Source organism: Variovorax sp. NFACC27, from assembly GCF_048301545.1.
Lineage (GTDB): Bacteria > Pseudomonadota > Gammaproteobacteria > Burkholderiales > Burkholderiaceae_C > Variovorax > Variovorax gossypii.
The window spans coordinates 5546917-5562177 of record NZ_CP157613.1 but is presented as its reverse complement, the minus strand read 5'-3'; the positions used below and the strand labels follow the sequence as shown (position 1 = coordinate 5562177).

Annotated in this window: 6 protein-coding genes; all 6 read left to right on the top strand. The window is 64.3% G+C overall.

Translation table 11 applies throughout. The annotated features are described in order from the left end of the window. Positions 1 to 92: 92 nt before the first annotated feature. The 6 genes from ABL840_RS26010 to ABL840_RS25985 all read left to right on the top strand — a co-directional run bounded on the left by ABL840_RS26010 (position 93) and on the right by ABL840_RS25985 (position 15203). Positions 93 to 2549, top strand: coding sequence for a DNA internalization-related competence protein ComEC/Rec2 (locus ABL840_RS26010; RefSeq protein ID WP_093304028.1), 2457 nt, complete (start codon positions 93 to 95; stop codon positions 2547 to 2549). A gap of 159 nt (positions 2550 to 2708) precedes the next feature. Beyond that, complete coding sequence (locus ABL840_RS26005; RefSeq protein WP_093304030.1) at positions 2709 to 3557, top strand: oxepin-CoA hydrolase, alternative type; 849 nt, start codon at positions 2709 to 2711, stop codon at positions 3555 to 3557. 98 nt (positions 3558 to 3655) lie between these two features. Next, entirely contained in the window at positions 3656 to 5152 is a 1497-nt protein-coding gene (locus ABL840_RS26000) for a circularly permuted type 2 ATP-grasp protein (RefSeq protein ID WP_093203071.1), read from the top strand. Positions 5153 to 5165: 13 nt separating this feature from the next. Next, positions 5166 to 6122, top strand: a complete 957-nt coding sequence (locus tag ABL840_RS25995) for an alpha-E domain-containing protein (RefSeq protein ID WP_019656032.1) — start codon at positions 5166 to 5168, stop codon at positions 6120 to 6122. Positions 6123 to 6440: 318 nt separating this feature from the next. Beyond that, positions 6441 to 14876 carry a filamentous hemagglutinin N-terminal domain-containing protein gene (locus ABL840_RS25990; protein ID WP_418116013.1) on the top strand — a complete coding sequence of 2812 codons (8436 nt, stop codon included), beginning with the start codon at positions 6441 to 6443 and terminating at the stop codon, positions 14874 to 14876. Beyond that, positions 14877 to 15203: an MSC_0623 family F1-like ATPase-associated protein gene (locus ABL840_RS25985; protein WP_143042954.1), complete on the top strand. Its 327-nt coding sequence runs from the start codon at positions 14877 to 14879 to the stop codon at positions 15201 to 15203. It begins immediately after the preceding gene. Positions 15204 to 15261: the final 58 nt, after the last annotated feature.

Sequence of the window (15261 nt, the reverse complement as noted above, 5' to 3'; positions counted from 1 at the left end):
TGAGACGCATACTAGCCCAGATGCTTAGCAATTAACGCGCCACTGAGCGTGAGTCTGGGGAGGGTTTGCATCATGGTTTCGGGAGTCGTCCGATGACGCCGTCGCGTGCGTTCGGCAGTGCCGTGGGCGGGGCTCGCGCGTTCGCTGCACTGGGTGGTTCGCTCTTGGGAGCGGCCTTGCAGTTGCAGCAGGAAGCGCTCTGGCCGGCATGGATCTACATGGGCTTGTCGGCCCTCGGCGTCGCCGCTGCATGGTGGCGGCGCAGGCCGGGCAGGGCGCTCGTGATCGTCGCCTTCGCATGTGGCGCGATGATTGGAGCGGGGCTTGCGGGATGGCGCGCGACGGCCTACCTGGGCGGCGCGCTCGACCCGTCGCTCGAAGGGCGCGACCTCCGGCTCACGGGCGTCGTGTCGGAGATGCCCCAGCGCAGCGAAGCCGGAACGCGGTTTCGTCTCGATGTCGAGTCCGCGCGCTGGGCCGACCCGGAAATCGCCGGACAACCTGCTGTACCCGATCGCATCGCCCTCGGCTGGTACGCCGACGGCTCCAGCCTGTGGAGCCGGCCTTCCGGGAGCCCGATGCCGTCGACGGACGCCAACCGCTCTCCGCACGCCGGCGAGCGGTGGCAGCTCACAGTGCGCCTGAGAGCACCCCACGGCAACCGCAATCCCCATGGCTTCGACAGCGAACTCTGGATGTGGGAGCAAGGCCTCCACGCCAGCGGCCATGTACGAACAGGCGCGCGCGACGCCGCTCCTGTGCTGCTGGAAAGCACCTGGTGGCATCCCGTCGAGAGAGCCCGCGAGGCGGTGCGCGATGCCGTCTTCGAGCGCGTGCCGGACCGCGCCAGGGCCGGCGTGATCGCGGCCCTGGTCACCGGCGACCAGGGCGCCATCGACCGTGCGGGCTGGGACGTGTTCCGCGCCACGGGCGTGGCGCACCTGATGTCGATCTCGGGCCTCCACGTCACGATGTTCGCCTGGCTGGCGGCCCATGCCGTGGGCCTGCTCTGGCGGCGGAGCACGCGGCTGATGCTGTGCCTGCCCGCGCAGCAGGCCGCGCTGGTCGGCGGTGTGCTGCTGGCCACGCTCTATGCGCTTTTCAGCGGCTGGGGCGTGCCCGCGCAGCGCACGGTCTGGATGCTGGCGACTGTCGGACTGTTGCGCCTCACGGGCCGGCGCTGGCCGTGGCCGAACGCGTGGCTGCTGGCCGCCGCCGTGGTGGTCGCGCTCGACCCGTGGGCCCTGATGCAGGCCGGCTTCTGGCTGAGCTTCGTGGCGGTGGGCGTGCTCTTCGCCACGGATGGGCCGTCGGACGGGCAGAAGGCCGGCGCGGCCCTGCGCATGCTCCGGTTCTTCCGCGAGCAATGGACCATCACGCTGGCGATCACGCCCTTGAGCCTGCTGCTGTTCCAGCAGGTGTCGCTGGTCGGGCTGCTGGCCAATGCCGTGGCGATTCCGTGGGTTACGCTCGTCATCACGCCGCTTGCCATGCTCGGTGTGGTCGCGCCGCCGCTGTGGGATCTCGCGGCCTGGGCCGTGCATGTGCTGGCGCTCCTGCTGCAATGGCTGGCCGGCCTGCCGCATGCCACGCTGTCGATGGCGGCGCCTCCGCTGTGGATGGCCGCCTGCGGCGTGGGCGGTGGCGCACTGCTGGCGATGCGGCTGCCATGGTCGCTGCGCAGCCTCGGCGCTCCTCTGCTCCTGCCGGTGCTGCTGTGGCAGGCACCCCGGCCCGCGGTGGGCGAGTTCGAGCTGCTCGCGGCCGACGTGGGCCAGGGCAACGCGGTGCTGGTGCGCACCGCCACGCACAGCCTGCTCTACGACGCCGGCCCGCGCTACAGCCTGGAGAGCGACGCAGGCCATCGCGTGCTCGTGCCGCTGCTGCGGGCCTACGGCGAGCGCCTCGACACGCTGGTGGTGAGCCATCGCGATGCCGATCACATCGGCGGCGCGCCCGCAGTGCTCGCGATGCAGCCGGGTGCCGCGCTGCTGAGCTCCATCGAGGCCGCGCACCCGCTGCAGGCGGTGCGCCCGGCACGGCGCTGCGAGGCCGGGCAGGCGTGGACCTGGGACGGCGTGCGCTTCGAGGTGTTGCATCCGTTCGAGAGCGACTACAGGAGCTTCACCAAACCCAATGCCGTGTCGTGCGTGCTGCGCATCGACAACGGGCGCGCATCGGCGCTGCTGGCCGGCGACATCGAGCGGCTGCAGGAAACCGCGCTCGTCATGCGCACGCCGCAACTGCTGCGCGCCGACGTGCTGCTGGCGCCGCACCATGGCAGCAGGACCTCGTCGGGCGAAGCGTTTCTCGATGCGGTCCAACCTCGCATCGCGCTCGTGCAGGCGGGGTACCGCAACCGCTTCGGCCATCCGGCGCCGGAGGTGGTCGCGCGCTACCTGGACCGGGGCATGCGGCTGGTCGAGAACACCCGCTGCGGCGCCGCGCATTGGAGCAGCGTGCGTCCCGCCGAGGTGGCCTGCGAGCGCGAGCGCCGCGCCCGGTACTGGCAGCATCGCTTGTCTCCGTCGGAGCCGCCGGATTCTTGAAATCGTGAACTAATTGTCAAAAGTAGATTGAAAGTACTCTTTTAATGAATCCGCGCGGGGGCCTTCCGCGTTGTATCGTTTGGCTACAACTCGACAACCAGGGGGCAACATGTACAACCGTCCACGTTTCAGGTGGGGCATGACTGCGGGGTGCGTTTCATGACGACAGCGGTTCCGGCCATCACCAGCGTGAGCGCCGCGCCTGCGCCGGGCGCGCGGCTCAAGATGCACCGCGAAGGTCCGGTGCTCGTGCTCACGCTGAGCAATCCGACTGCGCGCAATGCGATCAATCCGTCGGTCTATCGGGCAGCCGCCAAGGCGATGCGGGCCACCTCGGGCTTTCGCACGGTGCGCGCCATCGTCCTGTGCGGCGAGGGCGAGCACTTCAGCGGCGGCGGCGATCTCCGCCGCCTCGCGCGGCAACGCAAGCTGCCGGCCTCCGAGCAGCACGGCCACATCGGCGCGCTGCATGAATGGATCATGGCGATACAGGAGGCGCCCCAGCCCGTCATCGCGGCGGTGGAGGGCGCGGCGATGGGCGGCGGCTTCTCGCTGAGCCTGGCCTGCGACCTGATCGTGGCCGCCGAGGACGCGAAGTTCGCGATGTCGTACGTCAACGTCGGCCTGTCGCCCGACGGCGGCGGCACCGATTCGCTCGTGCGCGCGCTGCCCCCACAGGCCGCGCTCGAGATGCTGCTCGACGGCACGGCCTGCACCGCCGGGCGGCTGTACGAGCTCGGCGTGGTCAACAAGGTCGTGCCGCACGGGGAAGCCTGCGCCACGGCTCTCGCCTGGGCGCAGCAACTCGCGCGCGGCCCGTTCGAGGTGCAGGCGCGCATCAAGCAGCTGGTGTATTCGGCGCGCGGACGCAGCCGGCGCGAGCAGCTGGAGGCCGAGCGCGAGTCCTTCCTGGCCAGCCTCTACGGCGACGAGAGCGGAGAGCGCATCAAGGAATTTCTGTCGCCCCGCAAGAAGCAGGAAACCAGCGAGGAGGGCCCCGCGACCTGAGCGCGGAAAGATCATCCGACCCGTCTCCGGCCTTGGCATCAGGGGTTCTACTGGCCCTGAACTTGCTAAGCTATGAACTCAAGGAGATTGGTCGTTCCATGCACAAATTTGACGAGATGTACGAGCAGCTTCCCTACGCTGGAGCTGCGATCCGACAGCATTACAAGCGCTACGACCAATGGCTCGCGAAGCAACCCGGTGAGGTGATGCGTTCGCGACGCGAAGAGGCGGAAATGATCTTCCGCCGGGTCGGCATCACCTTCGCGGTGTACGGCGCCAAGGACGAGGACGGCTCCGGCACCGAGCGGCTCATACCGTTCGACCTGCTGCCTCGCATCATTCCCGCCCACGAGTGGGCGAGCATGGAAAAAGGGCTGGTGCAGCGCGTCACGGCGCTCAACCGCTTTCTTCACGATGTCTACCACGACCAGGAAATCATCAAGGCCGGCATCATCCCGGCCGAGCAGATCCTGAACAACGCCCAGTTCCGTCCCGAGATGATGGGCGTGAACGTGCCGCACAACGTCTACTCGAACATCTCCGGCATCGACATCGTGCGTGCCCCCGATGCCTCGGGCAACGGCGAGTACTACGTGCTCGAAGACAACCTGCGGGTACCCAGCGGCGTGAGCTACATGCTCGAGAACCGCAAGATGATGATGCGGCTCTTCCCGGAGCTCTTCAACCAGAACCGCATCGCGCCGGTCGCGCACTACCCCGACCTGCTGCTCGAGACCCTGCGCGCCAGCGCGCCTCCGGCCACGGCCGAGCCCACGGTGGTGGTGCTCACGCCGGGCATGTACAACAGCGCCTACTTCGAGCACGCCTTCCTCGCCCAGCAGATGGGCGTGGAGCTGGTCGAAGGGCAGGACCTGTTCGTCAAGGACAACTTCGTCTACATGCGCACCACGCGCGGGCCGAAGCGCGTCGACGTCATCTACCGCCGCGTGGACGACGACTTCCTCGACCCCGAGGTGTTCCGGCCCACGTCGACGCTGGGCTGCTCGGGCCTGATGCGCGCATACCGCGACGGCAACGTCGTCATCTGCAATGCGGTGGGCACCGGCGTGGCCGACGACAAGTCGATCTACCCCTACGTGCCGAAGATGGTGGAGTTCTACCTCGGCGAGAAGCCGATCCTGAAGAACGTGCCCACCTACATGTGCCGCAACAAGGACGAGCTGCAATACACGCTCGACAACATGAAGGACCTGGTCGTCAAGGAAGTGCACGGCGCCGGCGGCTACGGCATGCTGATCGGCCCGGCCGCCACGCAGGCCGAGATCGAGGACTTCAAGAAAGCCGTGATCGCCAAGCCCGACGGCTACATCGCCCAGCCCACGCTGAGCCTTTCGACCTCGCCCACCTTCGTCGACGCCGGCATCGCGCCGCGCCACATCGACCTGCGCCCCTTCGTGCTCTCGGGCAGCGAGGTGCAGATGGTGCCCGGCGGCCTCACGCGCGTGGCGCTGAAAGAAGGCTCGCTGGTGGTCAACTCGTCGCAGGGCGGCGGCACCAAGGACACCTGGATCCTCGAGGCCGACCGAACCCCCAAGCCCAAGGCTGCGGCCGAGCAGTCGCAAAGCCAATCGTAGGAGGACAACGAAGATGCTGTCACGTACCGCCGACCATCTCTACTGGATGTCCCGCTACACCGAGCGCGCGGAGAACACCGCGCGCATGCTGGACGTCAACTACCAGACCTCGCTGCTGCCGCAGTCCGCCGAAGTGGCCAAGTACGGCTGGCAGGGCGTGCTTTCCATCAGCGAGCTGCTGCCCTGGTACAACCAGAAGTACGACCAGATCGCGCCCAAGGAGGTGATGGAGTTCATGGTCAAGGACGAGAGCAACGCCTCGTCGATCGTCTCCTGCCTCAAGGCCGCTCGCGAGAACGCTCGCGCCGTGCGCGGCGCGCTCACCACCGAAGCCTGGGAAACGCAGAACACCACCTGGCTCGAAGTCAACCGCATGCTGCGCTCGGGCGACTTCGAGCGCGACCCCGGCCAGTTCTTCGAATGGGTCAAGTTCCGCTCGCACCTGTCGCGCGGCGTCACGCTGGGCACCATGCTGCAGGACGAGGCCTTCTACTTCTCGCGCCTGGGCACCTTCCTGGAACGCGCCGACAACACCGCGCGGCTGGTCGACGTGAAATTCCACGCGCTCAACAGCGAGTTCTTCGGCGCCGCCACCGAGGAAGATCAGGAGTACGACTTCTATCACTGGAGCGCGATCCTGCGCAGCGTCTCGGCCTTCGAGGTCTACCGCAAGGTGTACCGCGACGTGATCAAGCCCGAGCGCGTGGCTGAGCTGCTCATTCTTCGCGCCGACATGCCGCGCTCGCTGCACGCGAGCCTGGTCGAGGTGGTCAACAACCTCGCGAAGGTGCAGAACGAGCAGAGCGCCGAAACGCAGCGCCGTGCCGGAAAACTTCTGGCCGATCTGCAATATGCGCGTGTCGACGAAATTCTGGCGACGGGGCTGCATGCGTATCTCACGCAATTCCTCGATCGCGTGAATGAGCTGGGTGTGCGGATCAGCCAGGATTTTCTGGTTCCGGCGCATTGATTGGGAATGCGGAGGCTTCATCCTTTTTCCGGGGGTGAAGCCTGCCTGGCTTGATACGAATTTTTGACAATTGTTGACGGGTCGATCCCTGTTAATGGGAATTTAATAAATAAGGATTAACTCGACGGAATTGAGCAAATTCTGTCGTTGAAAAGCATGTATTAATTCCTTGAAAGCAAGCACCGCTCTTTCATAATCGCGCTCCGCAGTTTTCATTTGGTCACAGATGTGGCTGCAGATTGACAACTATGAGGGAGCGTAAAAGCGATGAATCGGCACTTGCACCGCGTGGTCTTCAACGCGGCGAGAGGACTGCGCATGGCGGTCCAGGAAACGGCCGCGAGCACTGGCAAGGGAGCGAGTAGAGCTACTACCGTCGCAGGTGCTGCAGCCGTCGCAGGGGCACTTATCGCAGGGGCGGCACATGCCCAGATCGTCGGCGCTCCCAACGTTCCCGGCAATCTCCGCCCGACCGTGCTGACAGCGCCCAATGGCGTGCCGCTGGTCAACATCCAGACGCCTTCCGCAGCAGGTGTCTCGCGCAACGTCTACAACCAGTTCAACGTCGGTGCGAATGGCGCCATCCTGAACAACAGTCGGGTGAACGTGCAGACCCAGCTTGGTGGGTTCGTTCAGGGCAACCCGTTCCTGGCATCGGGTCCGGCACGCATCATCCTCAATGAGGTCAACGGCGGAACGCCCAGCCAGCTTCGTGGCTACATCGAAGTGGGTGGCCAACGCGCGGAAGTGATCATCGCGAACCCGGCGGGTATCAGTGTGGATGGCGGCGGCTTCATCAATGCCAGTCGTGCCACGCTCACCACCGGTACGCCGCAATTCAACGCCGTCGGCGGTCTCGACAGTTTCCTTGTTCGTGGTGGCACCGTCACCATCGACGGCGCGGGCCTCGATGCCAGCAAGACCGACTACGCTGCCGTCCTCGCTCGTGCCGTGCAGCTCAACGCGGCGATCTACGCCACGGATCTCAAGGTGGTGACCGGTGCGAACCAGATCAGCGCCGACCACGCGCAGATCACGCCCACGACAGGCGCCGGCGCAGCACCGACCTTCGCTCTGGACGTGGCTGCGCTCGGCGGCATGTACGCCGGAAAGATCGTGCTCCTGGGAACCGAGCAGGGCCTGGGCGTGCGCAACGCCGGGAACATCGGCGCGAGCGCCGGCAGCCTCGTCGTCACGGCTTCCGGCCGCCTGGAGAACACCGGCACACTCGAAGGCCAGAGCGTGCAGCTTGCCAGCACGGGCGGCGACATCGTGAACCGGGGCACGATCCGCCAGACCAGCATGGCGTCGCTGTCGCTGTCGGCACCGACGATCAGCAATACGCAGGGCGGGTGGATCGGCAGCGAGCCTCCGCCTCCGCCCACATCGACGCCGACAACGGGTGGCAGTGACGGCGGCAACCCTGGCACAGGCACCACCGCAGGCACGGGCTCGAGCGGCTCGACCGGCACCACGACATCGACAGGTGGAACTACCACCGGAGGTACCTCGGCACCCGCCGCAACGCCGATCGAACCCGGCCGCATCAATGCCGCGGGCGCATTCCGCAACGATGGCGGCAAGGTCTACGCAGGTGGCCCGATCACGCTGCAGACGGCGAACCTGCTGAACAACGGCGGAACCCTGAGCGTGGCGAGTCTGGCACTCAGCCAGCCCACCTTTTCCAACCAGGGCGGGACCATCAATGTGTCCGGGGCCTTCACTGCCAATCTGGGCAGTTTCGACAACTCATCCGGCACCCTGCGCACCGGCAGTCTGGACATCACTACCTCCGGCGACCTGAACAACCAGGACGGCGTGCTGACCAGTGACGGCAATGCAAATCTCACCGTCGGCGGTTCCGCCAACAACTTGCGCGGCAACGTCTCGGCTGCAGGGGCACTTGCAGCCAGCGTCACCGGAGCCACGGTCAACAGCTCCGGCACCCTGGCTTCCAATCAGGGCCTGACGCTCAATACCGGCTCGCTGGAAAACACAAAGGGCAACATCCAATCGGCCCAGGCCGGCGTGCGGGTCACGTCGACAGGTCAACTTGTCAACGGCGGAGGCGGTTCGATCAAAGCGACCGCCGACCTGGGAGTCCAGGCAGGAGTGCTCACGAATGCCGGCACGCTGCGCGGCGAGAACGACGTCAGCGTGGCCGTCGCCGGCACGCTCGTCAACGACGGCAACATCACATCCGGTCGGAACGCAACGATTACGGCCGCGAGCGTGCAGAGTAGCAAGGCGAGCGTACTCGGTGCCGGCATCAAGAGCGATGGCACGTTGGGCAGCGCTGGCGATCTGCACGTTGCCTCCACAGGTGCGCTGGTTGCCAAGGGCACCCAATTGGCCGCAGGCAATGCGACGCTCCAAGGTGCCAGTGTCGATCTCTCGGCCAGCGAGACCAACGGTGGCAACGTGGCCATCACAGCCACGCAGGGCGATGTCAACACCAACAGTGCGACGGTCACAACCCCTGGCACACTGAGCATCACGGCAGCCAGTGCGTTGTCGAACATCGGAGGTACGCTGGGCTCCAACAGTGGCACCCTCGTCAATGCCGCGAGCCTGAGCAACGCATCCGGAACGATTGCCGCGGTGGCAGGAGACCTTCACGTCGCGACCACCGGCGCGACCGATAACACCTCAGGCAGTCTGCTGGCTTCGGGTGCTGTTGTGCTTGCGAACGGCGGTCTGACCAATACGGACGGCAAAGCCAGCGGTAGCAGTCTCGCCATCGACACGCACGGCGGTGCGCTGGTCAATACGCGAGGAACCCTGAGCGCAAGCGGCACCCTCGACATGAATTCCGGCGCGATCTCGAACGATGCGGGCCTGATCCAGTCAGGCGGCGCGATGGCCATCGACACGCATGGCGGCGCATTGGTCAATACGAATGCCGCAGGCTACGCGAACGGCCTGGGCGGCATCGTCAGCGGCGACACCCTCACGCTGAAGACCGGCAACGTCAATAACACGGCCGGCTTCATCGGCTCGAAGAGTGCGCTGAGCGCAAACACCGGAGAATTCGTCAACGGCAAGTTCGTCAACAGCGATGCAGGGGTGGTGTTGAGCCAATCGACGCTGTCCATCAACACCCAAGGCGCCGCCTACGACAACAAGGACGGCCAAACGTTGGCGGCGGGCGACTTGCTGATCGATGCCGGAGCCGGTGCCGCGAAGAACACGGGCGGCCTGATCCGTTCGGGCGCCAAGACCACGGTACGCGCCGCAAGCCTCGACAACACAGCCACCTCCGGCACCGACCAGGGCATCGAGGGCCAGAACGTTGCCATTACGGCTGCGACTGTCAAGAACACGTCTGGAGCCATCCGTGCCGACGTGAACACCACTCTGACGAGTACGGCTCTCGTCGAGAACGGTACCGGTGGCCTGATCTCCGCAGGCGATACCGTCAGCGTCGTCGATCCCAATGCCGCAAATCCGGCCACGAAGACTCTGAGCGTATCCAACTCTGGCGGCACCATGCTTGCCGGCAAGTCGCTCACGGTGAATGTGGCTTCGCTTACCAGCAGCGGCAAGCTGCTCTCCCAGGGCGACCTGAACGTTGCGGCGACGCAGAACATCGCGCTGGCCTCAGGCAGCGAGACCATCGCCAATCACGATCTGGGCATCGCCACCAGCGGCAACCTCTCCAACAGCGGCCGGATCGCTTCCGGCGACGATCTTTCGCTGTCGGCCGCGAACATCGACAACAAAGCGACCGGCGACATCCAGGGCACCACCACCCGCCTGAGCACCAGCGGCACCGTGACCAACCGGGGCGTGATCGACGGCACCGTGACCCGCATCGATGCGGACACGCTGACCAACATCGGCACCGGTCGCATCTACGGCAACCAGATCTCCATCGCTGCCGGCACGCTCAACAATCAGGCCGAGACCGTCAATGGTCCCTCGGGGGCCACTGCCAGCGCCGCCACCATCGCCGCGCGAGTGCGCCTGGACCTTGGCGTAGGCACTCTCAACAATGAGGACGGCGCCCTCATCTTCAGTGACGGCAGCCCCCTCATCGGCGGTGGCCTCTTCATCGGTGGTGGTCTCGATGCACTAGGACATGCCACCGGCACGGCAACGAGCGTCAACAACCGTGCCGCGACCATCGAGGCTACCGGCGACGTCGACATCAAGACCACCACGCTCAACAACACCAACGGCGGCGTCACCTGGACCCTGCAGCCAGGCGAGAGCAAGCAGGTCGTCGAATACACGCTTCCAGGCAGCAGCACCCGCTACAAGGCCGAAGAAGTGCTCATCAGCTTCGGTGGGCTTCAGCAGTTCCCCGACACCGGCTGGAACAGTTGGAATGCCGCAAGCGCAGCCAATCCTCTGACGGCGGGCAGTGACCCCTACGCCAGATTGCTGGTGCCCTCGCCGGACTACCCGCTGGCCCAGTTCCGCGCCTACTACATGCAAAGCCCGGCCAGCAGCCAGGATCGGAGCTACCAGACATGCGGCGGGGGCGAAGGTACCGCGTGCGACACCACCAACGTCGCCGGCGCCTGGTACTCGCGTACCAACCCGATCTGGGCGACTTTCGGCGTCACGCCGCCTGGCGTGGACTTGCCCATGGATTTCATTGGCCGCAAGTACCCGGACATGACCGTGGGCCAGGCCGGTGTCATGGTCCTCGACGAAACCAACCACGACCAGTGGATCCCGTTCGACCACCCGGTCACCCAGGCCGAGTACGACCAGTGGCAGGACTATCGCCAGGCCCACGCCGCGCTGGACAAGGCCACGCTGAAGTTCATCCACACCATCGCTGGATACACGTCGCTCACGGGCACCGAGTACGAGCCCGGACGCATGGCGTCGACTTACGACGCCTACGTCTACAGCGTCACCCCGTCCACGCCGGTCCTGCAAAGCTCCGCGCCGGGCAAGATCATCGCCGGCGGCGCGATGAAAATCGCGGTGGGCAGCGGCGTCAACGACATGAGCCAAATCCTGGCTGGTGGCGCGCTGACGGTCACGGGCGGCACCATCGTCAACAAGGGGCTGACTGTCGACGCCCCCACTGTGCAGACCGGCACGGTTTCGCACAGCTATGTCGAAGCGCACTCCGGCGACGATGTGCGCGTCTACCAGATCGCGCCATACAACCTGACGACCAACTCCACGGTCACGTTGGCCGCAGCACGCCAGGAGGGCAATGTCGCGGTTGCTGTGGGCAACCCGGGTACGGGGGGCTTGTCGGTGGGGCAGACCGGAACGGGTCCCCAAGCGGCTGGCAGTGTGGCCGGCAGCGCCATCGTCAACCCCATCATTCAGGTGCCAACGAACAGTGGCCCGGGCAACACGGCAGGCACCTCCGGTCCCACGGTCGTGCGGACCAGCGCACCGAACGTGGCGATCCCCAGCGCGAGCCTGTTCAGGACGCTGGCCGATCCGTCAAGCCGCTACCTGATCGAAACTGATCCCCGGTTTGCGAACTACCGCAACTGGCTGTCCAGTGACTACCTGCTGAACAACCTCGGACTCGATCCGAACAACACCCTCAAGCGGTTGGGCGACGGCTTCTACGAGGAGCGCCTGATCCGCGAGCAGGTGGCCCAGTTGACCGGCTACCGCTACCTGGATGGGTTCACCAGCGACGACGCCCAGTACTCGGCTCTCATGAATGCCGGCGCGGCCTTCGCGCAGCAGTACGGACTGCGCGTGGGCGTGGCGCTGACGGCCGCGCAGATGGCACAACTGACCAGCGACATCGTCTGGCTGGTCGAGCAGGCGGTGACCTTGCCCGACGGCAGCACGCAGCGCGTGCTGGTGCCGCAGGTCTATGTGCGCGTGAAGCCGGGTGACATCGACGGCTCCGGCGCGGTGCTCTCGGGCGGCAGTGTGGACATGCGTTTCTCGGGCGATCTGACGAACGCGGGAGGCACGATTGCCGGGCGCCACGCGGTCTCGCTCTCGGCAGACAACATCAACAACGTCGCGGGGCGTATCACCGGCGAGGATGTCACGGTGTCCGCCAGGACCGATATCAATGTCATCGGCGCGCAGATCGATGCGAGCAAGAGCCTGACAGCCATCGCGGGGCGCGACATCAACGTCGTGACGACCACCCGCGATTCGAAGAGCGACACGGGGCCGCTGGCGCGTTCGAGCGCCGACAGCGGTGTGAACCTCAGCGCCACGACGCTGGACCGGGTGGCGGGGCTGTATGTCACGAATCCTGGCGGAAGTCTCAATGTCGTGGCCGTGCGCGACGCCAACCTGATCGGCGCCGAAATCAAGAGCGCGGGGGATGCAACGGTCGTTGCGGGGCGCGACGTCAATCTCGGTACTGTGACGACGGGGCGCACGGAAGACATTCGCTGGAGTTCCGACAACACGCGCAAAGACGAGAGCAGCCAGGAAATCGGAACCACGATCAGTGGCGCGGGGAATGTGAGCGTTGGCGCTGGACGCAATCTCACGGGTGTTGCTGCCACCTTGAATGCGGGAGAGACCCTCGAACTCAGCGCGGGCGCCAAACTGACCTTGGTGGCGGGCCAGAACTCGACTTCGTCTGCCTCGAAGGACTCGCAAAAGGATGGGCTGAGCCACTCCAGCTCCAGTGCGGACGGCCAGGAAACGTCGCTGACACGCACCACGCTGACAGGCAAGAACATCCAGCTCACGAGCGGTGACGACATGACGCTCAGTGCCATCGAGGCCAACGCGGAGAGCCTCGGCATCCAGGCTGGCGGCAAGCTCAACCTGCTCACGCAGACGACGACCAGCGCCTTCAGCGGCTCGGAAACCGATGGCGATGGCGCCTGGGTTTCGGCCAAGAGCGCAGGACACAAGGATGAGACCAGTCAGTACAACCTGTTCAACGTCCAGAGCCTGAATATCAAGGCCAACGGCGGTGTGACAGCGCAAGTGGGCCAGAACGCCAATCTTGCCGATCTGGCCAAGCAGCCTGGCATGGCTTGGGTGAACCAGCTCACATCCGATCCGGCTCTCGCCAACAGCGTCGAGTGGCAGCGGGTGCAGGAGGAACACAAGAAGTGGGCCCAGAGCCAGACCACCATGGGGCCGGTAGCGGCTCTCGTGGTCAGTGTGGTGGTGGGGATGGTGGCCGGCCCTGTGGCTGCCCAGGCAGGCGGTGCAGCGAGCGGTGCCGCGACGAGCGCCGGACTGGGTACGACCATCTCCGCAGGCGTGGGCAGCGCAGTTCAGATCGGCGTCACAGCGATCGCCAGTCGGGCCGCAGTGAGCTTCGTCAACAACGACGGAGATATCGGCAAGGTTCTCAAGGAGTTGGGCAGTAGCGAGAGCATCAAGAACATCGCGACGGCCATGGTCACCGCGGGCGTACTCCAGGGGCTGAGTGAAGTGCTGCCGGAGAACCTTGCCAGGGCGACGAATGGAGCGGCCAAGCTGCCGGACCAGTTGCAGCGCCAGCTCATCGATGGTGCGGCCACCGCGGTGATACGCAGCGCGATCAATGGCACCAGCCTCGAAGCAGAGCTGCGCGCGGCGCTGACGGATGCGCTGCTGAACACGGTTGCGGCACAGAGCGCCTACGGCATAGGGACGTTGGCGTACAACGGGGACATCAACGCCTTCACGCAGAACGTTCTGCACGCGATTGCCGGCTGTGCGGTCGGCGCGGTACGTGCGGACAATGCAAGCGGATGCGGCGCGGGTGCGCTGGGGGCTGTCATCGGCGAACTCACGGCCAGCACGTTCGGCCGTGACGAATACGGTAATGTGCTGCCTGGTGCGGTCGAGATGACCCAGGTGCTTGCGGCGATTGCAGGTGCGGTGGCGGGACTCGACGCCAACGGCATCTATGTCGCTGCGGGTTCGAGCGCCAATGCGGCGATCAACAACGCGCTGAGCATGCGCGGCTCGACAAAATTCAAGAGCGATCTGCGTGCGTGTTCGGACGGAACTGGCAAGACCTGCGATGTCGACAAGTTGCGCGAGGAGATGACGCGCGATACCGACAAGCAAACTGCGCGCATCAAGAGCGCTTGCAGTGGCTCGGGAAGCCTTGATAACTGCACGGCCCTCGCCAACAGTGCAAATCTGACGCTGAACAATCTCATCGAGGCGTCTTTTTATGCCGATACGCCGGAGAAGAGGGCGTTGGTGGACGATCTGATTGGCCGTCAACTATCAGATATGACGGACATGTACCAGGCTCTGGCGAAGCAGCAGTCCACGGCTGGTTTTGCTGATCTGTTGAAGACCGCAATCGCTGGCGCACTGCCAATTGTCGGGCCGGGTGTTGGCACCATGCTTGGCACCAAATTGGGAGCTACAGGTAGTGGCGTCAAAGTCCCCAGTGGCACGTCGGAGACCACCAACATTGTTACAGGCTCTGGCGAACTGACTGGAACTCGGACGCCTATACCGCCGCGAGCAGACGCCCCCACAACGAGATCTTTGATTCGAGAAAATGAGAGCGCAGAAATTCTTGCCAATAAAGGCTACAAGGTCGAACAGAATCCCAAAGTAGATGGCCCAAAGAATCCAGATTATAAAATTAATGGGGAGATATTCGACAATTACGCCCCATCCACAGACAGGCCTCGGAATGCAGCCGGAGAAATAAATGGAAAAGTTCAAAAGCAACAGGCAGACAATATTGTTGTAAACCTGATTGACAGCCCAATAACTCCTGCCGCACTCCGAGAGCAACTTACCACCTACCCGATCCCGGGACTTCGAAAAGTGATCATTATTGATCGAACGGGCAAAGTTACAGAAATTAGATTTATGGAGAATTAAATGGCAATCGACTTGTTTTGCTATAGTGCATTGGAGCCTGATGTGGTCAAGGAAAAACTTGAGGCAGGAGTGCAAGCTCGTCAAGATCTATTTGCCAATAAGTTTCTAATCTCCTTTGTCAAAGATTTGAGAACATCCAAAGAATATTACGACTTGGTGGAAGTTGAAATAGCTCAGGAAAATGGTCTCAGCGCCCTTTGTTCTTTTATTGTTAGTCTCAATGACAAGAATGCGTCCAATCTTTTGCCTGAGGCAGAAGAATTTATTCGAAATCTATTGGGCGAGAAAGATGTACTTCTTTTGTTGAATAACGAAGAGAGGCGATAGCCTTGGCGGACATTTTTCAACGGTAGATCTAAAAACTAAAAGGCACATTGCCCCTTGG

Coding starts and splice junctions, on each gene's coding strand:
- ABL840_RS26000 (WP_093203071.1), top strand. CDS start 3,656: ATGCACAAATTTGACGAGATGTACGAGCAGCTTCCCTACGCTGGAGCT.
- ABL840_RS26010 (WP_093304028.1), top strand. CDS start 93: ATGACGCCGTCGCGTGCGTTCGGCAGTGCCGTGGGCGGGGCTCGCGCG.
- ABL840_RS25985 (WP_143042954.1), top strand. CDS start 14,877: ATGGCAATCGACTTGTTTTGCTATAGTGCATTGGAGCCTGATGTGGTC.
- ABL840_RS25990 (WP_418116013.1), top strand. CDS start 6,441: ATGGCGGTCCAGGAAACGGCCGCGAGCACTGGCAAGGGAGCGAGTAGA.
- ABL840_RS26005 (WP_093304030.1), top strand. CDS start 2,709: ATGACGACAGCGGTTCCGGCCATCACCAGCGTGAGCGCCGCGCCTGCG.
- ABL840_RS25995 (WP_019656032.1), top strand. CDS start 5,166: ATGCTGTCACGTACCGCCGACCATCTCTACTGGATGTCCCGCTACACC.